This window comes from Gillisia sp. Hel1_33_143, assembly GCF_900104765.1.
GTDB lineage: Bacteria > Bacteroidota > Bacteroidia > Flavobacteriales > Flavobacteriaceae > Gillisia.
The window spans coordinates 1,773,220-1,794,874 of sequence record NZ_LT629737.1 but is presented as its reverse complement, the minus strand read 5'-3'; the positions used below and the strand labels follow the sequence as shown (position 1 = coordinate 1,794,874).

Below are 21,655 nucleotides of genomic sequence, written 5' to 3'. Positions count from 1 at the left end.
GTAATCTCAGATTATTACCATTTGCCGAAACGTTAATTTTTTGTTAAATTTAGATTCTATAAATGGTTATATAGATTTAATAATGTGTTGAAAAAATAAAATTGAATTTCGAAAAGGTGAAGGAAATAGCTAAGTAACGTTCTCATTATTAATTACATAAAGCATAACATAAAAATAATTTTCTTCTGAATCAATTGAGATAACACCACTGAAACGGAACCAAAAGCCAATCCTTAATTGATGTAAAATAGTTTTGAATTAACTAGATTACGGCGTCAGGTGTCCAAAACAGTTTTAGAAATAACTCATAAATAGTACTTCATTGTAGCACCTAGTATTCTTATTCAATTTACAGGACATTAGCTTATTCTATCTATTCACTTATATCTAATATATTGCAATACTTGCTAGGTTTACTAAGCTTCCATGTCTTTATATAGATATAACAAGGATTGTTACATTAAGTGGAAGGTAACAACAACTCATTTCTATTTTACCCATACTTCCATCAACTATTATTTAGAGAAAAAACTTTTAGTTTAGATAACAAAAAAATGTTCCCTGTATCTTACTACAAGGAACATTGTAAAATGCCCAATAACGAGCGTACTTTAAATAATTATTAGGCAATGCACATTTCCTATATCCTATCTTAATACTGGCTTAAAACAAAGATAATTAGATTACTATAGATCACTTTGAGTGGTCATCGCAGAGTTTTGATTACCCAATTGATGTACCGTATTAGTATGATCGTTTCCAAATTGTTGAACATTGCTTGTATTGCGGTTACCATCTTGCAACACAGTACTCATATTTGAATACCCTGAGGCACCCCACATTCCCTGAACAACTCTAGATCTGTTTCTATCTCCTAATTGATCCATATCAGATTCGTTATCTTCTCCTTCCTGAGAAACTTCGCTTCTATTTGAATCTCCTTCTTGGTCTGTTTCGCTAATATTGTCCAAACCTATTTGGGAAACAAAAGATTTGTTATAATCTCCATCCATATCAATATCAGATAAGTTTTCATCACCATTTTGGTAAACCTTTGCCACGTTATTATCTCCATTCTGATCTAGAATAGCTTCGTTTTCTTCTCCAAATTGCCAAACTCTAGAACGGTTAGAATCTCCCTCCTGCTCTACTTCAGAATCATTTTTTTTACCATCCTGATACACTCTAGAAATATTACTCATGCCTTCCTGTTCAACATCAGAGTCGTTATCTATTCCAAGTTGTTCTGTTCTAGCGAAATTATAATCACCTTCCTGCTCTACATCAGAATCATTTTTATCGCCATTTTGAATTGAAATAGAAGTATTCCAATCTCCTTCTTGTTCAATATCTGCCTCATTCTTGTTTCCATCTTGTCTTACTCTAGAATAATTAAGATCTCCCTCTTGTTCAACCTCAGATTCATTCTCATCTCCAATCTGTCTAACATAAGAATCATTAAAGTCTGATCCATAATCTCCATACTGAGATACTTCAGATTCATTCTTATCCCCACGTTGCACCACCAAGCTGTAATTATCTTTACTGCTGTTTCCTGGCATTCCTTGAAAAACTGAAGATTCATTATCGTCTCCAATTTGCCGCACATAACTATCATTACGCGGGCCAACCTGCAAAACATCAGACAAGTTGGATTCACCCCTTTGTCTAACTACGTTATAATTTTCCTTTCCTTTCTGAACCACTTCAGACATATTCAATGCCCCCTGTTGAGCAACATCAGAACCATTTCCCATCCCAGATTGCTCTACATCGCTAGAATTGGATTGAGCTACCATCACTGCTCCGCACATGAGCACTGCAGCACTTAGAATTACTTTTTTCATAATTTAAATAGTATTGGTTAATAAATAGACTTTATGTAGAATCCTAGCAAATGCAGGATCTCCATGCTCTATAAAGGTTGGGGTGTAAACTCTAGGGTTGGGATGTAAAATCTGAAAAATAATAAGCCTTTCTCGCTTAGTTATTAGGGTTTTCTATCTTAATTAAAACTTCAGTAATCAATTTTCAGAAATTTAGAACCTATTAAATAAATAAGCTATTCAAATTAAAAATATCTTCTTATAATCTTAATATCCAGTTAAATATGCGAATTTTTCACTGAATTATATTACATCTAACACAAAGCATTTATTATTTGAGAAGAATTTGTAAGGTTTAACTGATAGCATTTTGCTATTTAATTTCTTCTAGCACAAAAAGTATCCAATAAATCGATTTATCTAACTGATTATCTAATAGTTAAATATTTGTTAAAAATAATATCAGCTGAATTCTTTCCATAAAAAAAGCCACACTTAAAAGTGTGGCTTGGAATATAATTAATGTCACCTAGCGAGTAAACAATAATTCTCTGTATTTAGTCAATGGCCAAGTTTCATCATCTACCAACAGCTCTAATTTATCGCAATGATATCTTATCTCTTCAAAAAATGGTTTCACATTATCACAGTATGCTAATGCTCTCTCTTCAGCATCTTCTATAACATTAGCTTTTTTACGAGCGTCTGTCATTTTATTTACATCTGCATTGATATGTTCAATATGACCTGAAATAGCTTCAATAATACCTATCTGCTCTTTTGAATGCTTTTTGAAATCTTGCTCAAATATTTCCTTTAATCCACGTACATTTTCTATTAAAACATTTTGGTATCTAATAGCAGTTGGAATTACGTGATTTCTAGCAATATCTCCTAAGATTCTTCCTTCAATTTGAATTCTCATAGAATAATCTTCCAATTCAATTTCATGACGAGCTTCAACTTCTCTCTTGTTCATCACTTTCATCTCCTTGTACAAATCTATAGTTTGCTTAGAAACTTTAGCTCTTAAGGCGATTGGAGTAGTTTTGTTATTACTCAATCCACGCTTTTTAGCTTCTTGTTGCCAAGCTTCTCCATACCCATCACCTTCAAATCTAATTTTCTTAGATTCTTTGATGTACTCTCTAAGAACATTAAAGATGGCATCATCTTTTTTCATTTTATCATCCTTCACCAAAGTATCTACCCTTTTCTTAAAGTCTTTAAGTTGCTTAGCTACAATAGTATTAAGAACGGTCATTGGGTTTGCACAGTTTGCTGTAGACCCTACTGCTCTAAATTCAAATTTATTACCTGTAAAGGCAAATGGAGAAGTTCTGTTTCTATCTGTATTGTCTAACAAGATTTCTGGAATCTTACCTACAACGTTTAACTTAAGATCTGTCTTTTCCTGTGGAGATAATTTTCCATCGGTAACTTTTTCCAGCTCATCAAGTACTTCTGTAAGCTGACTTCCAATAAATGCTGAAATAATAGCTGGAGGTGCTTCGTTCGCTCCTAGTCTATGATCATTAGAGGCACTAGCAATAGTAGCTCTCAACAATTCTTCATGATCATGAACTGCTTTTATAGTATTAATAAAGAAAGTTAAGAATTGTAAATTCTTCATTGGTGTACTTCCAGGACTCAATAAATTGGTTCCGGTATCTGTACTTAAAGACCAGTTATTATGCTTTCCACTACCATTGATCCCTGCGAAAGGTTTTTCATGGAATAACACTTTAAAATTATGTCTTTCTCCCACCTTATCCATAAGATCCATCAATAAGGAGTTATGATCTACTGCAAGGTTCGCTTCTTCAAATATAGGTGCTAACTCAAATTGATTTGGAGCCACTTCATTATGTCTTGTCTTTACAGGAATTCCTAAAAGCATACATTCTATTTCCAAATCTCTCATAAAAGCCAAAGCTCTGCTTGGAATAGACCCAAAATAATGATCGTCTAACTGCTGTCCTTTTGCTGGAGAATGACCTAATAACGTTCTACCAGAAAGTTGAAGATCTGGTCTTGATCTATATAATGCAGAGTCTATTAAGAAATATTCTTGTTCCCACCCTAGGGTAGCCACAACTTTGCTAACATTCTTATCAAAATATTTACATACAGCAGTTGCTGCAGAATCTACAGATTGTAATGCTCTTAAAAGTGGTGTCTTATAATCTAATGCTTCTCCGGTATAGGAAACATATACCGTTGGAATACATAAGGTAGTTCCATATATAAATGCAGGAGATGTTGGATCCCATGCAGTATAACCTCTAGCTTCAAAAGTATTTCTTATTCCTCCATGTGGAAAACTTGAGGCATCTGGCTCTTGTTGAACCAATTGAGTACCACCAAATTTCTCTATGGCAAGTCCATCTCCAATAGTTTCAAAAAATGCATCGTGCTTTTCTGCCGTAGCTCCTGTTAAGGGTTGAAACCAGTGTGTATAATGAGTAACTCCTTTGGAGATAGCCCATTCTTTCATCCCTGTAGAGATATGATCTGCTACCCCTCTACTAATTTTGGTTCCTTTGGTTGTAGCATCTTTTACGCTCTGATACGCTTCCTTGGTAAGGAATTGTCTCATTACTGTTTCATTAAAAACATTTCTTCCGAAAAGTTCTGATCTACGATCTCCCTCGTCTATCTTAATCGGTTTTCTATTTAAAGTCTCTTTTAGAGCCTGAAATCTTAAAGTTGCCATATGAAGTTATTTATTTTTTAAAAATACTCCAGCAAAAATACAAGATTTATATATACACCCCCTAAAATTTAGGGGTAAAAAACTTAAAGTTTACTTAAATAACAAAAATACCCCTTAAATTAATCTAAAAACGCGAGTGCTATGAAAACTGCATATCCTGCAAATAGCAAAAACCCCTTATACCTGCCTAAAATAAATCTTCGGGGAAGGAAGGCTAAAGGAATAATGATTAAAGCGAATCCAATCATCCAAAAGATATCATTGTTAAGAATTTCTGCAGACTGAACATTAATTGGTTTTATAAGCGCTGTAAGACCTAGGACAGATGCAATATTAAAGATATTGGAGCCTATTAAATTTCCTAAAGAAATTGCTTTTTCCTTTCTTAAAGCAGCTATTACAGATGCGGCTAACTCTGGAACACTGGTTCCTACGGCAATAATAGTCACAGAAATTACGCGTTCACTTACCCCTATCATTTCTGCGAGATCCACAGCACCCTTTACCAAAAGTTCTGAACCTCCATATAATGCTGCAGCTCCAATTAGAAGCCATATTGTTACTTTGAAATTACTGGTACTCGCCAGTTTATCATCAATCCCTTCAACCTCAATATGCTCTTTTCTAGATCTACGTATCAATAAATATAAATACAAAACAATACCTAATAGCAGCACTATCCCTTCTACTCTAGACAAATTATTACCGGTGTTAAGGAAATAGTAGAGTGCTAAAGAAAAGATCATCATCACCGGCCAGTTAAATCTATAGAAATCTCTGTCTATTGCCAATGGTGAAATAAAGGCTGTGATCCCTAATACAAGTCCAATATTTGCAATGTTAGAACCAATCACATTTCCTAATGAAATATCTGAAAATCCTGTTAATGCTGCTTGCAAACTTACTAACAGTTCTGGTGCAGAAGTAGCAAAGGATACTACCGTTAACCCAATAACCATCTTGGAAAGGTTTAGTTTAAAGGATAGTGCTACAGAAGATCGAACCAGGAATTCTCCCCCTACAACTAACAAAGCGAAGCCTATTAGGATAAAAACTATACTCATTATTTAATTTTTTGCGAAGATAAAGAAACTAAATCTGCTGCACCAATATCATTTTCAAACTATAAAATTAGGTTTATAACTATTTTTGTAGTTATATTTGAGAATAGTTAATTATAAATCGTATTAATGGAAAAGCTCACCAATAAAGAAGAGGAGATCATGCATATTTTATGGAAGCTGAAAAAAGCTTTTGTGAAAGAGATCCTTGCAGAGATCACTGAAGAAAATTTACATTATAATACGGTATCTACCATTGTAAGAAACCTTGAAGATAAGGGATATGTCTCCCATCAGGCTTTTGGAAAAACTCATCAATACTTTCCAATGGTTACCAAAGAGGTATTTAAAAAGCAATTTATGAATACAGCTACCCAAAAATTCTTCGACAATTCTTATAAGAGTATGGTCTCATATTTTGCAAAAGAAGAAAAGATAAGCGCAGAAGAATTGAGAGAGATCTTAGAATTAATTGAGAAAAAAGGATAATAATGCATATAATTCTAATTTATCTATCAAAGAGCGCTGTACTTATAAGTGTTTTCTATATCCTATACATTTTACTACTTCAAAAGGATACAAACTTTCAAATGAATAGAAAGTATTTGCTAGGAGGAATTCTAACATCATTTGTTTTGCCAGGAATTTATCTTACCAAAAAGATACTGGTGGCACCGGTAGATTATAGCCAATTTGAAAACGTAGGATCTATTAGTACACCTTTAATTAGAGAAGAAACTATTGATTGGTGGCAGATTGTGGGAGTTATTTATTTAATAATAACAGCTGCCTTGCTAATAAGATTCGTATTTCAACTTCTGAAGCTACTTCATTTTATAAATACTAGCAAGATCATTAGAGATGGAAATTTCAAATTTATAGAGTCTCCTAAATTAGTTGGACCATTTTCCTTCTTCAATTTTATTGTTTTTAATCCAACATTACATTCCAAAAAAGATATAGACCTTATATTAATCCATGAGAAAGTTCATGCTACTCAATTACATTCTATAGATATTATAATTGGTAATGTTGCGTCCCTTTTACTCTGGTTTCATCCTTTAATGCCATTTTATAAAAAGAAAATTGTCCAGAACTTAGAATTTATAGCAGATCTAGAGACGGTAGAAAGATGCTCTTCGAAAAAAGAATACCTGCAAGCGCTTGTCAAAGTCTCTACTAAAGAATATCACCCATCATTTACAAATTCATTTTATCAATCATTCATCAAAAAACGAATACTTATGTTACACACCAAAAACAAATCTCACAGTTCCTGGAAAATTGCTCTTATCTTTCCATTATTGCTCTCTTTTATGCTCATCTTTAATGTAAATACTGAAGCTCAAACAAAAAAGGTTACATCAGTTAAACTTGAAAGCATAGAATGGTTTCCTGACACCCTAGCATCTGCTATCATTACCTCAACACATACTACAGAGATGCTTAAAACTATCAGCGAAAATTTTAAAAAGTATGGAATAGAGCTTCAGTTTCAAGATTTGAAATATTCTGAACAAGGCTTTCTTACCGAAATACATATAATTTATTTGAACTTAAATAATAATGAGTCTGGCAAGTTCGAAAGATCTGGAAATACTCCTATAAAGCCAATAGAAATAATCTTTGATGAAGATCAAAAGGTTGAATTTCAATCTACAGTCTCTCCTATAACAATTTCATTGCCTAATGATACTACCGTCACTGTTTCAAAACTAAACAAGGAAGAGGTGGTTGAGCCAATTATAAAGCGATCTTCTACGAATAAATCAACCTATTTATTCTCTTCAGGTTCAGAAAAGGTATACTATCCAACAGGTAATTCTGGATCTAGCGGGCTGACCGGACAAAATTATAGCATTAACACTAGTAACCCTGTCACCTATTTTGAGCGCGATACTACCAAACCAAAAAATCGAATTCAAATAGTTGATACGGTAGAAGTGTATCAATCTAAAAGTTCTAAAGAGAAAAGCATAACTGTTACTTCTCCCCAAGACAAAAAGATATTGACAATTCTAAACGGTAAAAAATTGCCTTTAGGTTTTGACATTAACACCATTTCTCCAGAAACAATTGAAAATGTAAATGTTTTAAAAGGTGAAAATGCAACTCAAAAATATGGTAACGAAGGTAAATATGGGGTTATTGAAATTAGCACTAAATCTGGAACAGATCAATCTGAGTTAGATGATACTATTAATATCGTAAAAACAGCATCTGGAGACAAAAAATTAAATATCACACCTAAATATAAAGATATTCTGGTGGTTGTAAATGGTGAGATAAAAAGTAAAGATTTTAGCACAGACGCTATAGATCCAGAAAGCATTAAGAGTTTATATATCCTAAAAGATAAAACAGCCATTAAAAAATATGGAGAAAGAGGGAAGAATGGAGTAATTGTAATTACATTAAAAAAGAAGTAAACCACTCTCTCTCACTAAATTTTAATAATTAGCTTGTAGATTTATGTAATTCATATAGCTACAAGCTTTAATTTTTTTACATAAATTACTCAATTTCAATATCTTTGAAAGAAATCAACCAATTTTATGAAAAAGCAATTCTTTAAGACTCTTTCTAGGATAAATAAGAAAGCCTTGCCATCTCTATCTAAGAATCGAGTAAATCTTCAAAAGGCAACCAACATTCAAAAAGCTATTTTAGGATGGAAATTATGGGTTACCAAGAACTCATTAGATTAGAATTCTAACTAAATAATTATATATTCTTTCATATCAAGGTTTTAAGATTTGTAGTAAAAGTATTTCAAAAGTATTGTTGAAATATACATTTCATCTGATAAATATCTTTCATTATCGAAAATCTTAAAAATTAAACACAAACGTTAACTATATCCTAAAAATATTAATACTTTAATGCATTATTAGAAAAAATAACTACAAACTAAAACCACTAATTATGAAAATTAAGTTTTACGCAGCAGCCCTCATCGCAGGACTATTATTTACCGCCTGTTCTACAGATGACAACTCGTCTACAGAATTGGAAACCACAGATGCACAATCTGCAGCAGTACCAAAAGACATTATTAAAAAATTAAAAGCACTTAATTTCAATACAGATGGTATAGAAAAAAGAGCTGTAGACAGACCTGATGGTTCTACAGTTACTTCTTATCTAGTGGAAGATGATATCATGCTTTCTGAAAGTCAGATAAACGAAATGAGTGGCGTTGGTATTACAGATAAGCAATACCGTACTTATAACCTAGTTAGCACTCCTAAAACAATTAGAGTTCTTGGTTTTAATGCACCATCAAGTCAGGGATTGACTGCTAAACAAAAACAAGCACTTACGTTGGCAGTACAGAATTATAATGATCTTGATATTAGTTTAGATTTCAGTCTTTCTTTCGGAACAGATCTGGCAAATGCAGATATTATCATCTTTCAATCTCCAGGTGCTGCTGGTGGGGTAGCAGGATTCCCATCTAACGGAAATCCTTACCAATTCGTACAGATCTTTTCTGGAATGGAACAATACAGCCTAAGTGTTAATGAGCACGTAATGACACATGAAATTGGACATACTTTAGGAATGCGCCATAGCGACTGGTTTACGCGTGAAAGCTGTGGACGTCCAAGTTTTGGAGAATTAGCAAACCCAAGTGGAGCTGTTCATATTCCAGGTACTCCATACAGATATGATCCAAATTCTATCATGGCTTCCTGCTTTAGCGCTAGTGAAACTGGTAATTTTGGAGAGTTTGATATCGTAGCTTTTGAATATCTATACTAGATCTTACAATTTTAATGATCTAAAAAGCCGAAAGCTATATGCTTTCGGCTTTTTTATTTTATAGGTTCAAATAAATCTACTCTTATCACAACATTGTTACTTCAAAAATTAACGTAAAATATTGTAATTTAACTTCTCTACTTAAGTCTATATTTTAAAATTAAGCTGTTTAGTAGGTTATCAAAGAGTGTAATTTATAAGCTTTTATTTTATCTGATCCTTTTAAAAAGCTTAGCTCCATTATAAAATTACATTCAACAATATTACCACCCATTCTTTCTACCAATTTACAAGCTGCCTCTGCTGTACCTCCTGTAGCGAGCACATCGTCATGAATAATTACATTCTCTCCCTTTTTAATCGCATCTTGATGAATCTCTAGCGTATTAGAACCATATTCTAGATCATACTCTTCACTAAAAGTTTTATATGGAAGTTTCCCAGGCTTTCGTATAGGCACAAAACCAGCATTCAATTTTTCTGCCAGCAACATACCAAATAGAAATCCACGAGCTTCAATTCCTACAACTTTATGAATTGTCTTCCCCTCTAAAGATTTAGCAAAACTTGTAACTGCTTCTCTTACTCTTTCCGGATCTTGAAGCAATGGAGTTATATCTTTAAATTGTATTCCAGCTTTTGGAAAGTCTGGAATATCTCTAATTAATTCTTCAATTTTCTTCATTCGCGAAAGATAAAAAATACTGTAGAGGTATCCATAAATTCCATATGAAAATAATGAATGTGGTTCTACATAAATTTAACAAGTACTAAGATAAAATGCTAACCACATAATTTTCATATCTTTCTAAATTCAAAAAAACATCATCATCTAAACCGGGTATTTACCATGCATTCACACTTCAAAATATTAAGTTTTACCATTTTACTTTTCTTTAGCTTTCAAATAATAACAGCTCAACAATCTAGTCTTAGTGTAGAGAAAATAATGAAAGATCCTAAATGGATGGGGACGTTTCCTTCTAATGTAAAATGGGCTGAAAATGGAGGCACTCTCTATTTCAACTATAATCTGCAGAAAGACCCGTCAGATTCTTTGTATAAAATACAGCTTAATGCTCCGGAGAAGATTGTTAAAGTTGGCCAGAAAGAGATAAAAACACTCACTTTCAATGGAACTTATAATAAAGATAAAAGTGCAAAACTGTACACAAAAGATGGAAAGTTAATGCTTTTCAGTTCTAAAGACAATGCTTCCAGAATACTTTTAGATCTAGGAGAGAATGTTAGGAATGCTGAATTTTTAAAAGATGAAAATTTGGTAAGCTTCATTATGAAAAACAATTTATATCTGTTTCATTTAAAAACAGGTTTCATAGAAAAGATCACCAATATAAAGTCTGGAAATGAACCTGAGAAAGACGAGAAACTATCTACTAAAGATGAATGGTTGGAAAATGAAAACCTAGGACTCCTCGAAGTTGTGAATCAGCGCAAAATTAAACGAGAAGAATCTGCAGCATATTATAATAGCATTCAAAAAGATCCAACAATCTTTTATACAGGAGATAAAGAAGTTTCTAACCTACACCTTTCTCCAGATGGCAAATTTGCTACTTTTAATCTTACCACTCCGGTGAAAAATAAATATACAGATGTTCCGAACTATGCAGATGCTTCCGGATATACTGTAAATCTACCTGCAAGATCCAAAGTTGGAAATGAGATCGAAAAAGAAGAACTGCTTATCTATTCTGTAGAGAATGACAGTGTTTATGTTGTGAAAACTGATGGATTGCCTGGTATTACAGATCTTCCAGATTACACTAAAGATTATCCCGAAAAGAATTGGGAAAAAGAAGTGCGTGAAGTTATTCCAGCTGCTACTTATTTTTCTGAAGATGGAAACCGAGCTATAGTAAATATTAGGTCTCAAGATAATAAAGATAGGTGGATTGCAAGTTTAGATCTAGCCACAGGAGTTTTAAAAAGCCTAGACAGACAAAGAGATGAGGCATGGATAAATGGTCCCGGGATAGGATATGCTGCAGGTTATGAGACTATGGGATGGCTTCCAGATAATAAGAATATTTATTTTCAATCTGAAGAATCTGGGTATTCTCATTTATATGTTCTTAATGTAGATACCGGAAATAAAAAACAACTTACAAAAGGTAGTTTTGAAGTTTTTGATCCATTTATATCAAAAGATGACAAAAGTTGGTTCTTAACCACCTCTGAAGTGGGACCTGAAGAAAGACATTTTTATAAAATGCCTCTTATGGGAGGTAAAATGGAAAAGCTTACAAGCATGACAGGGAATAACGATGTGTATCTCTCCCCAGATGAAAAGCGTATGGCTATTTTATATTCATATAGTAATAAGCCATGGGAACTATTTCTTAAGAAAACCCAGCAAAAAGATAATGCCACTCAACTCACCTCAGGATTATCAGAAGAATTTAAAGCGTACCCGTGGAGAGATCCAGAAATTGTAAACTTTAAGGCTGAAGACGGAGCCATGGTTCCTGCAAGAATCTATAAACCTAGTGCAACTGCTAAAAATGGAGCCGCCGTGATCTTTGTTCATGGAGCAGGATATCTTCAGAATGCGCATAAATGGTGGTCTAGCTATTTTAGAGAATATATGTTCCATAATTTACTTACAGACCTTGGTTATACCGTATTAGACATAGATTATAGAGGAAGTGCAGGTTATGGAAGAGATTGGAGAACCGCGATCTATAGACATATGGGAGGTAAAGACCTATCAGACCAAGTAGACGGTGCAACTTATTTAGTTAAAGAATTAGGGATAGATAAAGATAAAGTTGGCATATATGGAGGTAGTTATGGTGGTTTTATAACACTTATGGCAATGTTCAATGAACCGGAAACTTTTACCTCTGGCGCTGCATTAAGATCTGTAACAGATTGGGCTCACTACAACCATGGATATACTTCTAACATTCTGAATAATCCGGTAGATGACCCTATAGCTTATAAACGCTCTTCTCCCATTTATTTTGCTGAAGGACTAAAAGGAAATTTATTAATAGAACATGGGATGTTAGATGTAAATGTACATTTTCAAGACGTAGTTAGATTATCACAAAGGTTAATTGAATTAGGTAAGAACAATTGGGAACTTGCTGTTTATCCTTTGGAAGATCACGGATTTGTAGAGCCTAGTAGCTGGACAGATGAATATAAAAGGATTTTAAAACTATTCAATGAGACCTTGCTTAAAGAATAATTCCTACAATTAAATTCGCTCAAGAAAGTTTTAGTAGCTCTTCTTGAGCGTATTTTTTAAAATACTGAGGTCGTAATTTTAAATAAAATAACCAATTAATTCAGGCGCCTCTTAGTTCCAAAATATTGTAGTTGGAATTGTTTTTATATATTTATTGCTTCTTTCAAAAATCAAATTACCACTGTTTACTACGCCTATGGAAAATTACGGTTTGCTTTCCATCCTACCTCCAGTAATAGCTATAATTCTTGCTTTAAAAACCAAACAGGTTTATATAGCCTTACTATTTGGGATCTGGTTCTCGTGGATCATCATGAATGATTGGAATTTTCTAACCGGCACTGTTGCTGCAATAGAGGGTTTGGTAAACGTATTTAAATCTGAAGGCAATACCAGAACTATTATGTTCAGTGCACTGGTAGGTGCACTTTTACTTTTTATCCAATATTCTAGAGGTGTTGAGGGTTTTATCGGTAAATTGAATGTATTAATTGGTTATTTTGAGAAAAAGCAAACCGGTTATAGCAAGGTCATTATTCAGTTACTTGCACTATTAACAGGTATTTTACTATTCGTAGAAACAAGTATTAGCTCATTAACGGTTGGAACTTTATATAGACCTGTATTTGATAAGCTAAAGATATCAAGAGAAAAGTTAGCTTATATTGCAGACTCCAGTTCTGCCCCTACCTCCATTTTAATTCCGTTTAATGCATGGGGAGCATTCATTATGGGCTTATTACTAACCCAAGGCCTGGAAAATCCATTCTCCCTGATGCTTTCTTCAATTGCTTATAACTTTTATCCCATTCTAGCCATTATAATAGTTTTTCTTGTAATCGTATTTAGAAAAGATATAGGCCCTATGGCTAAAGCTGAAAAGAGAGTTCAGGAAACCGGAGAGCTCTTTAATGAAAATTCAAAGCCTATGCTTTCAGACACAATTACTTCTTATAAACCAAAAGAAGGCATTAAGGCCAAAGCTTATAATATGATCATTCCATTGGCTACAATGGTATTTATGATGCCTATAAATTTAGCAGCTACAGGATGGGCAGCAGTAGAAGAATATACTTCATTTGGAGATCATCTTTATCAGGCTATTGGTCAAGGTTCTGGCTCTTCATCTGTGTTGTATGCAGTTTGCACCGCCATTTTGGTTGCTATGATCTTATATAGATCTCAAGGGATCATGAAAACTAAAGAAATGATAGATCTGGTAATAAAAGGGATTAGTGAATTGATGCCGTTGGCGCTCCTTATGCTTTTAGCTTTTGCCATTGGAGATGCATGTAATCAATTAGGAACCGGCCAGTTTATAGCTAACTCTTCTAAAGAATGGTTATCTCCAGAATTCTTACCTGTAGTGGTATTTATTATAAGTTCTTTTATTGCATTCTCTACAGGTACTTCCTGGGGAACGTTTGCAATTATGCTAGCCGTTTCTATTCCTATGGCAAATGCACATCAAGCAGAATTACCACTTATTATTGCAGCAACTTTGGGAGGTGGAGTCTTTGGAGACCATTGTTCTCCAATATCAGATACTTCTATTATTTCTTCTATGGCATCTGCAAGTGATCATATAGATCATGTAAGAACGCAGTTGCCTTATGCAATAATTGGAGGAATTATAACTTCTATTATGTATCTTATTTTGGGTTTTGCAATGGCGTAAAATTACTGGAGCATTAACCATAAAAACTAAGACTGTGTCTTGCAGTAACTCGTATTTTGGCTCTAGGTGATCCTGAAAATGTAGTACTAATAAAATCCTGACCTTCTAAAGAGTCCTTTCCGAATCTACAATGGTTAGTATTAGAATCTAATTTATTATTTTGATGGTGAAAATAGAATATTATGGAATCTTCCCCATATTTCTATCAAATTTTAAAATTTTGCAAACTGAGTATTTCAGCAATCAGAAATAAAAGTAGTAAGACTGTTTTTTGTCACCATAATTGTAGAATTATATTCCTTATTGATTGGTTTGAATGTTGATCAACAAAGATTAACACAACTTTAATGCGCTGTAAAGTCAACTATCTTTAACTTTAAAAAGCTCATACCTTTTAGAATATATCTCATAATAAATAGCTAACTCTCAATTATATAGTACAATTATTTTAAGGGATGATAATAATTTTATGATGGTGTAATTAATATTTTTGGGATAAAGAATCGCTTTAATATGTTAATATATCATTCCCCTTTTTCACGCTTTATAAGGATGTTAGATAATAGCCTTATATTTGTATCGTGCACGATATAAATATTAAAAGACTAAAAATTCAATATGGAAAATGTAATTCAAACTAGCTTAACACAAAAGATCTTTAGAATAGTACTTGCGGTCTTTATGATCTACGCAGGATTTAGTCATCTAACATTTAACAGAGTAGATTTTCAAGCTCAGGTACCAGATTGGCTTCCTATGAGTAAAGATCTTGTAGTAATTCTTTCTGGAATAGTAGAAATGGCTTTGGGATTAGCCCTTTTATTTTGGAAAAAACAGCGTGTTAATATTGGTTGGACATTAGCGATATTCTTTATTCTGGTATTTCCAGGGAACGTAGCTCAATATTTGGATGGGAAAGATGCTTTTGGTGCCTTGAATTCTGATAGAGCCAGACTCATTAGATTATTTTTTCAGCCTGTATTAATCGCATGGGTATTGTGGTCTTCTGGTGCATGGACCGCTTGGAGAAATGCAAAGAAGTAATGCATGAAAATAGAAGATCAACTTAAATTAGAGAACCAGATTTGTTTCCCTATATATTCAGTTTCCAGACTTATTACCAAAGCTTATAAGCCATATTTAGAGAAAATGGGACTTACTTATCCGCAATATTTGGTAATGCTGGTTCTTTGGGAACATGAGAAATTAACCGTTAATCAGATAGGGATTAACTTACAATTAAATACGAATACGCTATCGCCATTAATTAAGAGAATGGAACAAATGGAATTGCTAAAGCGTACAAGATCTGTAAAAGATGAGCGGAGCATAGTTGTAGAACTAACTAAAAAAGGATTAAATTATAAAAAGGAAGCTATTCCAATTCCACAAACTCTTTTAAGATCTTTAATTTCAGAAGAAGTAGAACTTAAAGATATTATTTCTTTAAAAGAGACATTAGATAAACTAATTAACCTACTCAATAAAGACTTAAAAAATGAGGTAATTGCATCTCAATCAACTTAAAATAAATAATTATGAAAGCTTTACAAATAACTAAATATGGAGAAATTAAAGATAGTCTTTCCATACAAGAGGTAGACAAACCATCATTTAATGATAATGACATTCTGGTAGCGGTAAAAGCGGCTTCTCTAAATCCAATAGATTATAAACTTGCGGAAGGTAAATTAAAGGATATGTTATCCTTAAAACTTCCTGCAACCATTGGTTACGATGTAAGTGGCGTTGTAGTAGAAAAAGGTTCCAAGGTTAAGAACTTTGAAATTGGAGATGAAATTTATTCTAGAGTTCCACAAGAGCAAATGGGAACGGTTGCAGAATTTGTTGCCATTAATATTGATATGGTTGCACTAAAACCAGAAAACATTTCTTTTGAACAGGCGAGTGCACTTCCGCTAACAGGATTAACTGCCATGCAGGCTTTAGAGAAAGTAAATATTAAAGAGGGAGATAGAATTCTTATACATGCTGGTTCTGGGGGTGTTGGAAGTTTTGCTATACAGTTTGCTAAATACAAAGGCGCAATAGTTTATACCACCACAAGCACAAAAAATGTAGATTGGGTAAAGGCACTAGGAGCAGATCGAGTAATAGATTATAAAACCGAAGATTATAAAGAGGTTGCGAATAACTTAGATATAGTTTTTGATACGCTGGGAGACGATTATACTTTTGATGCTTTCGAGATCATTAAAGAAGGCGGAAGGGTTACTACTATTGTAGGTCCTCCAGATGAGGAAACTGCAAAACAAATGGGAATAAAAGATTATTCCTTACCTGAGAAGTTAGCAAAACTAAAGAAAGAAAAATCTGCAGAGTACAAGCTTACATGGATGCAGCCCAACGCCAAGCAGTTGGAAGAAGTAAAAATCTTAGTAGAAGATGACACTATAAAGCCTATTGTAGATCTTATATATTCTTTTGAAGATGGTATAGACGCTTATGAATATCTAGCTACAGGAAAGGCAAAAGGAAAAGTAATTATAAGCATGGCAGATTTGTTCTAATTTATGCTTTTTAAACTTATAGATTAGACTGAAAAATCTAATATGCTGTAAGTTACCACTCCCCTCTCCGACTTTATTGGAGACACCTACAACTTACAACAAGCATTGCTTTAAAATTTTTAGAGCAATGCTTGTTTAATTATATACTATTTAAAGATGAAGAAGATAATTTTATTGATTGGATTAATATCTCTGGCAGGATGCAAGTCTCTTAGTATTCCAGCTCCTACAGATAATGAAATTGAAAATGTTGCAAGTTTTAGCGAGCAACAGGTTACCGGATTAAGTATTAGCGATAGAGGCAGAATGTTTGCCAATTTTCCTAGATGGAGAAAAGGAGTTGAGAATTCTGTAGTAGAAGTTCTAGAAAATGGTTCTTCCAACGCTTATCCTAACAAAAGCTGGAACACATGGGAAGTTGGGTCTCCGGCAAAAGACTCTGTATTTATTGGAGTACAATCTGTACTCGCTTTTGAAAATGATCTATATGTATTAGACACTAGAAATTCTTTATTTCAAGGGGTAATAGATAATCCAAGAATTTTTGTCTTTGACTTGGAGAATAATAATTTAAAACGCACCTACATTTTAGAGGATGCTAGTTTTCATAAAGATTCTTACATCAATGATCTTAGAATAGATAAGAAAAAACAGAAAGTATATTTAACAGATTCCGGACATGCCGGAATTATAATTTTAGATCTAAAAACAGGAGCTTCAAATAGAGTATTAAATGATCATAATTCTACCCTTACAGAAACAGATCATCTCATCATAGATGGAAAAAAATGGAAGAATGTAATTCATTCCGATGGTATTGCTTTAGACACGGAAAATAATATTCTTTACTACCATGCGCTTACCGGATATAGCCTATATGCCATTTCTACTGATCTTTTAGTGAATGGAACGTCAGAAGAGATTGAAAAAGGTGTGAAATTTATTGCTAAAACATCTGCACCAGATGGAATGATATTAGACAAAAAAGGAAATCTCTATTTAGCAGATCTGGAAAATCATAGTATCATGAAATTCAATATTTCATCTAATCTTATTACTGTTCTTGCTAAAGGAGAAAAGATAAGATGGGCAGATACCTTTAGCATTTATCAAGATGAGCTTTATTTTACCAATTCCAGAATTAATGAGATCAACGGTGAGATTACTAATATGGATTTTACCATAAAAAAGATAAAATTATAAAGAATCTTAGATCTCCATTCTCAATTATTGCTAATGGAGATCTTGTCGATTTTTACTAAGTCATAAATTTTTTAAGCAATGAAGAAAAATCTAATACTACTGCTAATTTTAGTTAGCAGTTTTCAATTGTTATCGGCTCAAGATAAAGAGCTACAATGGTTAGATATAAAGTTATCTAATTATGAATACCCTTATTCTGTGTCCACAATTCAACTCAGCATTCAAGACCAGATCTTGGAGATGGCTTATATGGATATAAAACCCGATAACTATAATGGGAATAATATAGTGCTTATGCACGGCAAGAATTTTAATGGTGCTTATTGGAAGACTACAATTGATGCGCTACAAAAAGAAGGTTATAGAGTTATAGTTCCAGATCAGATAGGTTTTGGGAAATCTTCTAAACCTCCACATTTTCAATATACCTTCCAGCAACTGGCTCAAAATACCAAAACCTTATTAGATTCTATAGGAGTGACCAAAACTGCTATTTTAGGACATTCTATGGGCGGAATGCTGGCAACTCGTTTTGCTTTGATGTATCCAGAAAACACAACAAAATTGATCTTGGAAAATCCAATCGGATTAGAGGATTGGAAATTAAAAGTTCCATATAAATCGGTAGCATGGTGGTATAAGAACGAATTGAAGAACAATTATAAAAGCATAAAGAAATATCAACTTGAAAGTTACTACGATAATAAGTGGAAACCAGAATATGAGCAATGGGTGAATTTACTTGCAGGATGGACACTAAACTCAGATTATAAGACCATCGCTTGGAATGCTGCATTAACTTATGATATGATCTTTACACAACCAGTGATCTATGAATTTACAGAGATCTCCTCTCCTACTTTATTGATTATTGGTACCAGAGATAGAACCGCATTAGGTAAAGCTCTGGTAGAGGATACCATTAGAGATCAAATGGGACTTTATAATGAATTGGGTAAAAAAGCTCAACAACAGATTCCAAATTCTAAACTTATAGAAATTAAAAATGTAGGACACTTACCTCATATAGAGCAATTTGATAGTTTTATAACACCGCTGCTCTCTTTCTTAGATGAATAGATTGCTACTTAAGTATTAGCACAAAGACGTTTATGAAAAAGCTGCATATCTCTAAAGAATGCAGCTTTTTTTAGATTAAAAACTTTATTATGTATCATTTTAACCTTTTTTAAACTTAATACTTAAAAAAGTAAATAATAACTATTTATATTCTTAATTAAACTAAGTAATTACTATGTTTATTATATTTACAGGAGAATTCTTAAAATAGTAAGATGCGATTAAAGCTCAATAAAATTGTATTAATTTATATAATTATTACCTCGCTTAACGCCACAGTTTCTAATGCTCAAGAATTAGATCCAGCCCTTAAATACCTAATTCAAAAAGCTATTGATAAAAGTCATTCATTAAATATCAATCAATTTGAAGCAGAACAAGCCAAAGTAGATGCTTTGCTTGCAAAATCTGCACTACTTCCAAAGCTTACCTTCAACGGAAGTTTTACAAGACTTGATGACGACATAACTTTTGACTCAGACACACAGAATCTTCTAATTTCTACTCAAAAATTATTAGTAAAAGAAGCCATTGGCATTCCATTTAATGCACCTTTTCCTGAAAATATTCCGTTAACAGATATTCCAAATTTACAGGATAAGAATATCTTAAAATCTTCTGTAGATCTAAACTGGACTCTTTTTAGCGGTTTAGAAGTTACCAACGCGGTACGAGCTAGTGAACATAAAAAAACTTCCATAATTTATAAAGGCTTAGCAGATAAGGATAAAATTGCCTTAAAAATCATAGAATATTATGACAAGCTAGCGTTGGTGTATGCTTCCAAAAAAGTTATTTCTACCTCTAAAGAATATTTAGATGATCAGGAATATTATATTAAAAAGGCCATAGAAAATGGGTTAGCAACCCCTATAAGTAGAAAAAAGATAGAGCTCGCTCAGCAGCAATTAAACGGCAAGGAATTAGAGTATGATCATAACAGAGTTCTAATTATCGAATCTTTACATCAGCTTACTGGAGAATCTAAAGAAAGGTTAATGCAACTAGCACCTCAATTAGATTCGCTTGAAAATTCTTCAAGTACCTCAACTGAAAAAAGAAATGAGGTAAAAGCCTTAGAAGAAGCAGAGCTGGCGACATTATTTAAATCTAAGATGGAGAAAAGTAGTTATATTCCTAAACTTGGTTTAAAAGGACATTATGAATTTATTGAGGATGACTTATCCTTACTAGATCCAAAATGGTTTTTAGGCGTTGGTGTTTCGTGGAATGTATTCGACGGTTTTCAAGCAGTATTGAAAAGCAAAAAGTCTATGATTGAAAGTCAGAAATATCGCAAGCAAATTGAAGAGGCAGAAGAGATGATAGATCTATCCATAATTAAAGCGAAACTAACCTTAGAGTCTTCAATTCAAAATACAAAGATTGTTGAGAAAGAAATAGATCTGGCAAATGCTACCTATACCATGGTAAATAAGCAGTATAAGAACAATCTCGCCACTATTACGGAAGTTTTGAATGCACTTACAGATCTAGAAAAAGCTAATTTCAAATTGCAAGAATCTTATTTCGATCAGCGCAGAGCAGTTACAGAATTGCTTCATGCAAAAGGTATAATTACTTCTTTCTACAATTAAAATTAATATTGAAATGAAAATATTCAAAACATTGGCCATTGCTTTACTAACCATCTATATGCTCCAGTCTTGTAATGATAAGGAGGCTTTGAGTCCATACATAGGCAAAGTTAAATTTGAAACTATTTCTGTTAGTGGAAAAATAGCTGGTAGGCTTAGTAAAATATATGTTGAAGAAGGGCAAATTGTTAATAAAGGAGACACTCTTGCCATTATAGATATTCCAGAAGTTAATGCTAAAGTGATGCAGGCTAATGGCGCGATAACATCCGCTCAAGGTCAATTAGATATGGCAAATAATGGTGCTACAAAAGATCAAATCAATCAAATTGATGGGCAACTAAATTCTGGACGAGCGCAATTGGAATTTGCTAAAGAATCTTATAATAGAATGCTAAATATGTACAAGGATTCCTTAATAAGCAAACAGCAGTTTGATGAGGTAGAAATGAAGTTGGAAATGGCACAAGCACAGGTAGAAGCTCTAAACGCAAAACGAAAAGAAGCCACAAGCGGCGCTAGATCTGAGCAGATAGATCAGGCTCAAGGGCAATTACAAAGAGCTCTCGGCGCAAAGGAAGAAGTTCTTTCTGCTTCTAAAGAAAAATATATGATTGCACCAACAAATATGTCTATTGAAACTATTAGCCTGAAGGAGGGAGAATTACTTTCTCCAGGTTTCGTCCTCTTTAACGGTTATGCTAGGAGCAGCCTATATTTCAGATTCACAGTACCAGAATCTAACATCTATAATTTTGAGGTAGGAAAAGAATTAGTTCTTGTTAATCCATATACAGAACAAGAGATCAAAGCAAAAGTAAAATCTATTAAGCAATTAGCCCAGTACGCAGATATTACAAGTACTGCTCCACTATATGATCTCTCAGAATCTATCTATGAGCTAAAAGTTGTTCCTACTTCAACAAATAAAGAACAATCCTTCTTTGCTAATGCCACAGTTATAATTAAACAATAAAGTC

General features: G+C 33.2%; 17 protein-coding genes. 13 read left to right on the top strand and 4 right to left on the bottom strand.

Going from position 1 to position 21,655, the window contains the following annotated elements; translation table 11 throughout:
* Positions 1 to 686: 686 nt before the first annotated feature.
* The 3 genes from BLT84_RS08215 to BLT84_RS08205 all read right to left on the bottom strand — a co-directional run bounded on the left by BLT84_RS08215 (position 687) and on the right by BLT84_RS08205 (position 5,606).
* Entirely contained in the window at positions 687 to 1,847 is a 1,161-nt protein-coding gene (locus tag BLT84_RS08215) for a hypothetical protein (protein WP_091264321.1), read from the bottom strand.
* Positions 1,848 to 2,355: 508 nt separating this feature from the next.
* Positions 2,356 to 4,542 (bottom strand): glutamine synthetase III, encoded by a 2,187-nt coding sequence (locus BLT84_RS08210; RefSeq protein WP_091264317.1) that lies wholly within the window; start codon positions 4,540 to 4,542, stop codon positions 2,356 to 2,358.
* Positions 4,543 to 4,661: 119 nt separating this feature from the next.
* A complete protein-coding gene (locus BLT84_RS08205) occupies positions 4,662 to 5,606 on the bottom strand; it encodes a calcium/sodium antiporter (RefSeq protein WP_091264314.1) in 945 nt (314 codons plus the stop codon).
* Between the two features lie 126 nt (positions 5,607 to 5,732).
* Between BLT84_RS08205 and BLT84_RS08200 the strand changes: the two genes are divergently transcribed.
* From BLT84_RS08200 to BLT84_RS08185, 4 genes are all read left to right on the top strand, one after another.
* Positions 5,733 to 6,092, top strand: a complete 360-nt coding sequence (locus BLT84_RS08200; RefSeq protein WP_091264311.1) for a BlaI/MecI/CopY family transcriptional regulator — start codon at positions 5,733 to 5,735, stop codon at positions 6,090 to 6,092.
* A gap of 101 nt (positions 6,093 to 6,193) precedes the next feature.
* Positions 6,194 to 8,032 carry a M56 family metallopeptidase gene (locus BLT84_RS08195; protein ID WP_157717913.1) on the top strand — a complete coding sequence of 613 codons (1,839 nt, stop codon included), beginning with the start codon at positions 6,194 to 6,196 and terminating at the stop codon, positions 8,030 to 8,032.
* 126 nt (positions 8,033 to 8,158) lie between these two features.
* Positions 8,159 to 8,311, top strand: a complete 153-nt coding sequence (locus tag BLT84_RS08190; RefSeq protein WP_091264303.1) for an SsrA-binding protein — start codon at positions 8,159 to 8,161, stop codon at positions 8,309 to 8,311.
* Between the two features lie 217 nt (positions 8,312 to 8,528).
* Positions 8,529 to 9,368: a M57 family metalloprotease gene (locus tag BLT84_RS08185; RefSeq protein WP_091264300.1), complete on the top strand. Its 840-nt coding sequence runs from the start codon at positions 8,529 to 8,531 to the stop codon at positions 9,366 to 9,368.
* 169 nt (positions 9,369 to 9,537) lie between these two features.
* On the opposite strand, the gene BLT84_RS08180 is transcribed toward BLT84_RS08185, so the two are convergent.
* On the bottom strand, positions 9,538 to 10,053 hold the full coding sequence (locus tag BLT84_RS08180; RefSeq protein WP_091264296.1) for an adenine phosphoribosyltransferase: 516 nt from the start codon (positions 10,051 to 10,053) through the stop codon (positions 9,538 to 9,540).
* Positions 10,054 to 10,218: 165 nt separating this feature from the next.
* Between BLT84_RS08180 and BLT84_RS08175 the strand changes: the two genes are divergently transcribed.
* From BLT84_RS08175 to BLT84_RS08135, 9 genes are all read left to right on the top strand, one after another.
* Entirely contained in the window at positions 10,219 to 12,585 is a 2,367-nt protein-coding gene (locus BLT84_RS08175) for a S9 family peptidase (RefSeq protein ID WP_091264294.1), read from the top strand.
* A 196-nt stretch (positions 12,586 to 12,781) separates the two neighbouring features.
* Positions 12,782 to 14,263 (top strand): Na+/H+ antiporter NhaC family protein, encoded by a 1,482-nt coding sequence (locus BLT84_RS08170; RefSeq protein WP_091264292.1) that lies wholly within the window; start codon positions 12,782 to 12,784, stop codon positions 14,261 to 14,263.
* 618 nt (positions 14,264 to 14,881) lie between these two features.
* On the top strand, positions 14,882 to 15,307 hold the full coding sequence (locus tag BLT84_RS08165; protein WP_091264290.1) for a DoxX family membrane protein: 426 nt from the start codon (positions 14,882 to 14,884) through the stop codon (positions 15,305 to 15,307).
* 3 nt (positions 15,308 to 15,310) lie between these two features.
* A complete protein-coding gene (locus BLT84_RS08160; RefSeq protein WP_091264288.1) occupies positions 15,311 to 15,790 on the top strand; it encodes a MarR family winged helix-turn-helix transcriptional regulator in 480 nt (159 codons plus the stop codon).
* Positions 15,791 to 15,801: 11 nt separating this feature from the next.
* A complete protein-coding gene (locus BLT84_RS08155) occupies positions 15,802 to 16,794 on the top strand; it encodes an NADP-dependent oxidoreductase (protein WP_091264285.1) in 993 nt (330 codons plus the stop codon).
* 156 nt (positions 16,795 to 16,950) lie between these two features.
* Positions 16,951 to 17,997 (top strand): L-dopachrome tautomerase-related protein, encoded by a 1,047-nt coding sequence (locus BLT84_RS08150; protein WP_091264282.1) that lies wholly within the window; start codon positions 16,951 to 16,953, stop codon positions 17,995 to 17,997.
* A 78-nt stretch (positions 17,998 to 18,075) separates the two neighbouring features.
* A complete protein-coding gene (locus BLT84_RS08145) occupies positions 18,076 to 19,077 on the top strand; it encodes an alpha/beta fold hydrolase (RefSeq protein WP_091264279.1) in 1,002 nt (333 codons plus the stop codon).
* 215 nt (positions 19,078 to 19,292) lie between these two features.
* Positions 19,293 to 20,675, top strand: a complete 1,383-nt coding sequence (locus BLT84_RS08140; protein ID WP_091264275.1) for a TolC family protein — start codon at positions 19,293 to 19,295, stop codon at positions 20,673 to 20,675.
* Positions 20,676 to 20,688: 13 nt separating this feature from the next.
* Positions 20,689 to 21,651 (top strand): HlyD family secretion protein, encoded by a 963-nt coding sequence (locus BLT84_RS08135; RefSeq protein ID WP_091264272.1) that lies wholly within the window; start codon positions 20,689 to 20,691, stop codon positions 21,649 to 21,651.
* Positions 21,652 to 21,655 lie beyond the last annotated feature (4 nt).

What these genes read in the sequence shown, in the direction of transcription:
- BLT84_RS08200 (WP_091264311.1), top strand. Translation starts at nt 5,733, where the DNA reads ATGGAAAAGCTCACCAATAAAGAAGAGGAGATCATGCATATTTTATGG.
- BLT84_RS08185 (WP_091264300.1), top strand. Translation starts at nt 8,529, where the DNA reads ATGAAAATTAAGTTTTACGCAGCAGCCCTCATCGCAGGACTATTATTT.
- BLT84_RS08195 (WP_157717913.1), top strand. Translation starts at nt 6,194, where the DNA reads ATGAATAGAAAGTATTTGCTAGGAGGAATTCTAACATCATTTGTTTTG.
- BLT84_RS08145 (WP_091264279.1), top strand. Translation starts at nt 18,076, where the DNA reads ATGAAGAAAAATCTAATACTACTGCTAATTTTAGTTAGCAGTTTTCAA.
- BLT84_RS08210 (WP_091264317.1), bottom strand. Translation starts at nt 4,542, where the DNA reads ATGGCAACTTTAAGATTTCAGGCTCTAAAAGAGACTTTAAATAGAAAA.
- BLT84_RS08170 (WP_091264292.1), top strand. Translation starts at nt 12,782, where the DNA reads ATGGAAAATTACGGTTTGCTTTCCATCCTACCTCCAGTAATAGCTATA.
- BLT84_RS08190 (WP_091264303.1), top strand. Translation starts at nt 8,159, where the DNA reads ATGAAAAAGCAATTCTTTAAGACTCTTTCTAGGATAAATAAGAAAGCC.
- BLT84_RS08165 (WP_091264290.1), top strand. Translation starts at nt 14,882, where the DNA reads ATGGAAAATGTAATTCAAACTAGCTTAACACAAAAGATCTTTAGAATA.
- BLT84_RS08155 (WP_091264285.1), top strand. Translation starts at nt 15,802, where the DNA reads ATGAAAGCTTTACAAATAACTAAATATGGAGAAATTAAAGATAGTCTT.
- BLT84_RS08215 (WP_091264321.1), bottom strand. Translation starts at nt 1,847, where the DNA reads ATGAAAAAAGTAATTCTAAGTGCTGCAGTGCTCATGTGCGGAGCAGTG.
- BLT84_RS08135 (WP_091264272.1), top strand. Translation starts at nt 20,689, where the DNA reads ATGAAAATATTCAAAACATTGGCCATTGCTTTACTAACCATCTATATG.
- BLT84_RS08205 (WP_091264314.1), bottom strand. Translation starts at nt 5,606, where the DNA reads ATGAGTATAGTTTTTATCCTAATAGGCTTCGCTTTGTTAGTTGTAGGG.
- BLT84_RS08180 (WP_091264296.1), bottom strand. Translation starts at nt 10,053, where the DNA reads ATGAAGAAAATTGAAGAATTAATTAGAGATATTCCAGACTTTCCAAAA.
- BLT84_RS08140 (WP_091264275.1), top strand. Translation starts at nt 19,293, where the DNA reads ATGCGATTAAAGCTCAATAAAATTGTATTAATTTATATAATTATTACC.
- BLT84_RS08175 (WP_091264294.1), top strand. Translation starts at nt 10,219, where the DNA reads ATGCATTCACACTTCAAAATATTAAGTTTTACCATTTTACTTTTCTTT.
- BLT84_RS08160 (WP_091264288.1), top strand. Translation starts at nt 15,311, where the DNA reads ATGAAAATAGAAGATCAACTTAAATTAGAGAACCAGATTTGTTTCCCT.
- BLT84_RS08150 (WP_091264282.1), top strand. Translation starts at nt 16,951, where the DNA reads ATGAAGAAGATAATTTTATTGATTGGATTAATATCTCTGGCAGGATGC.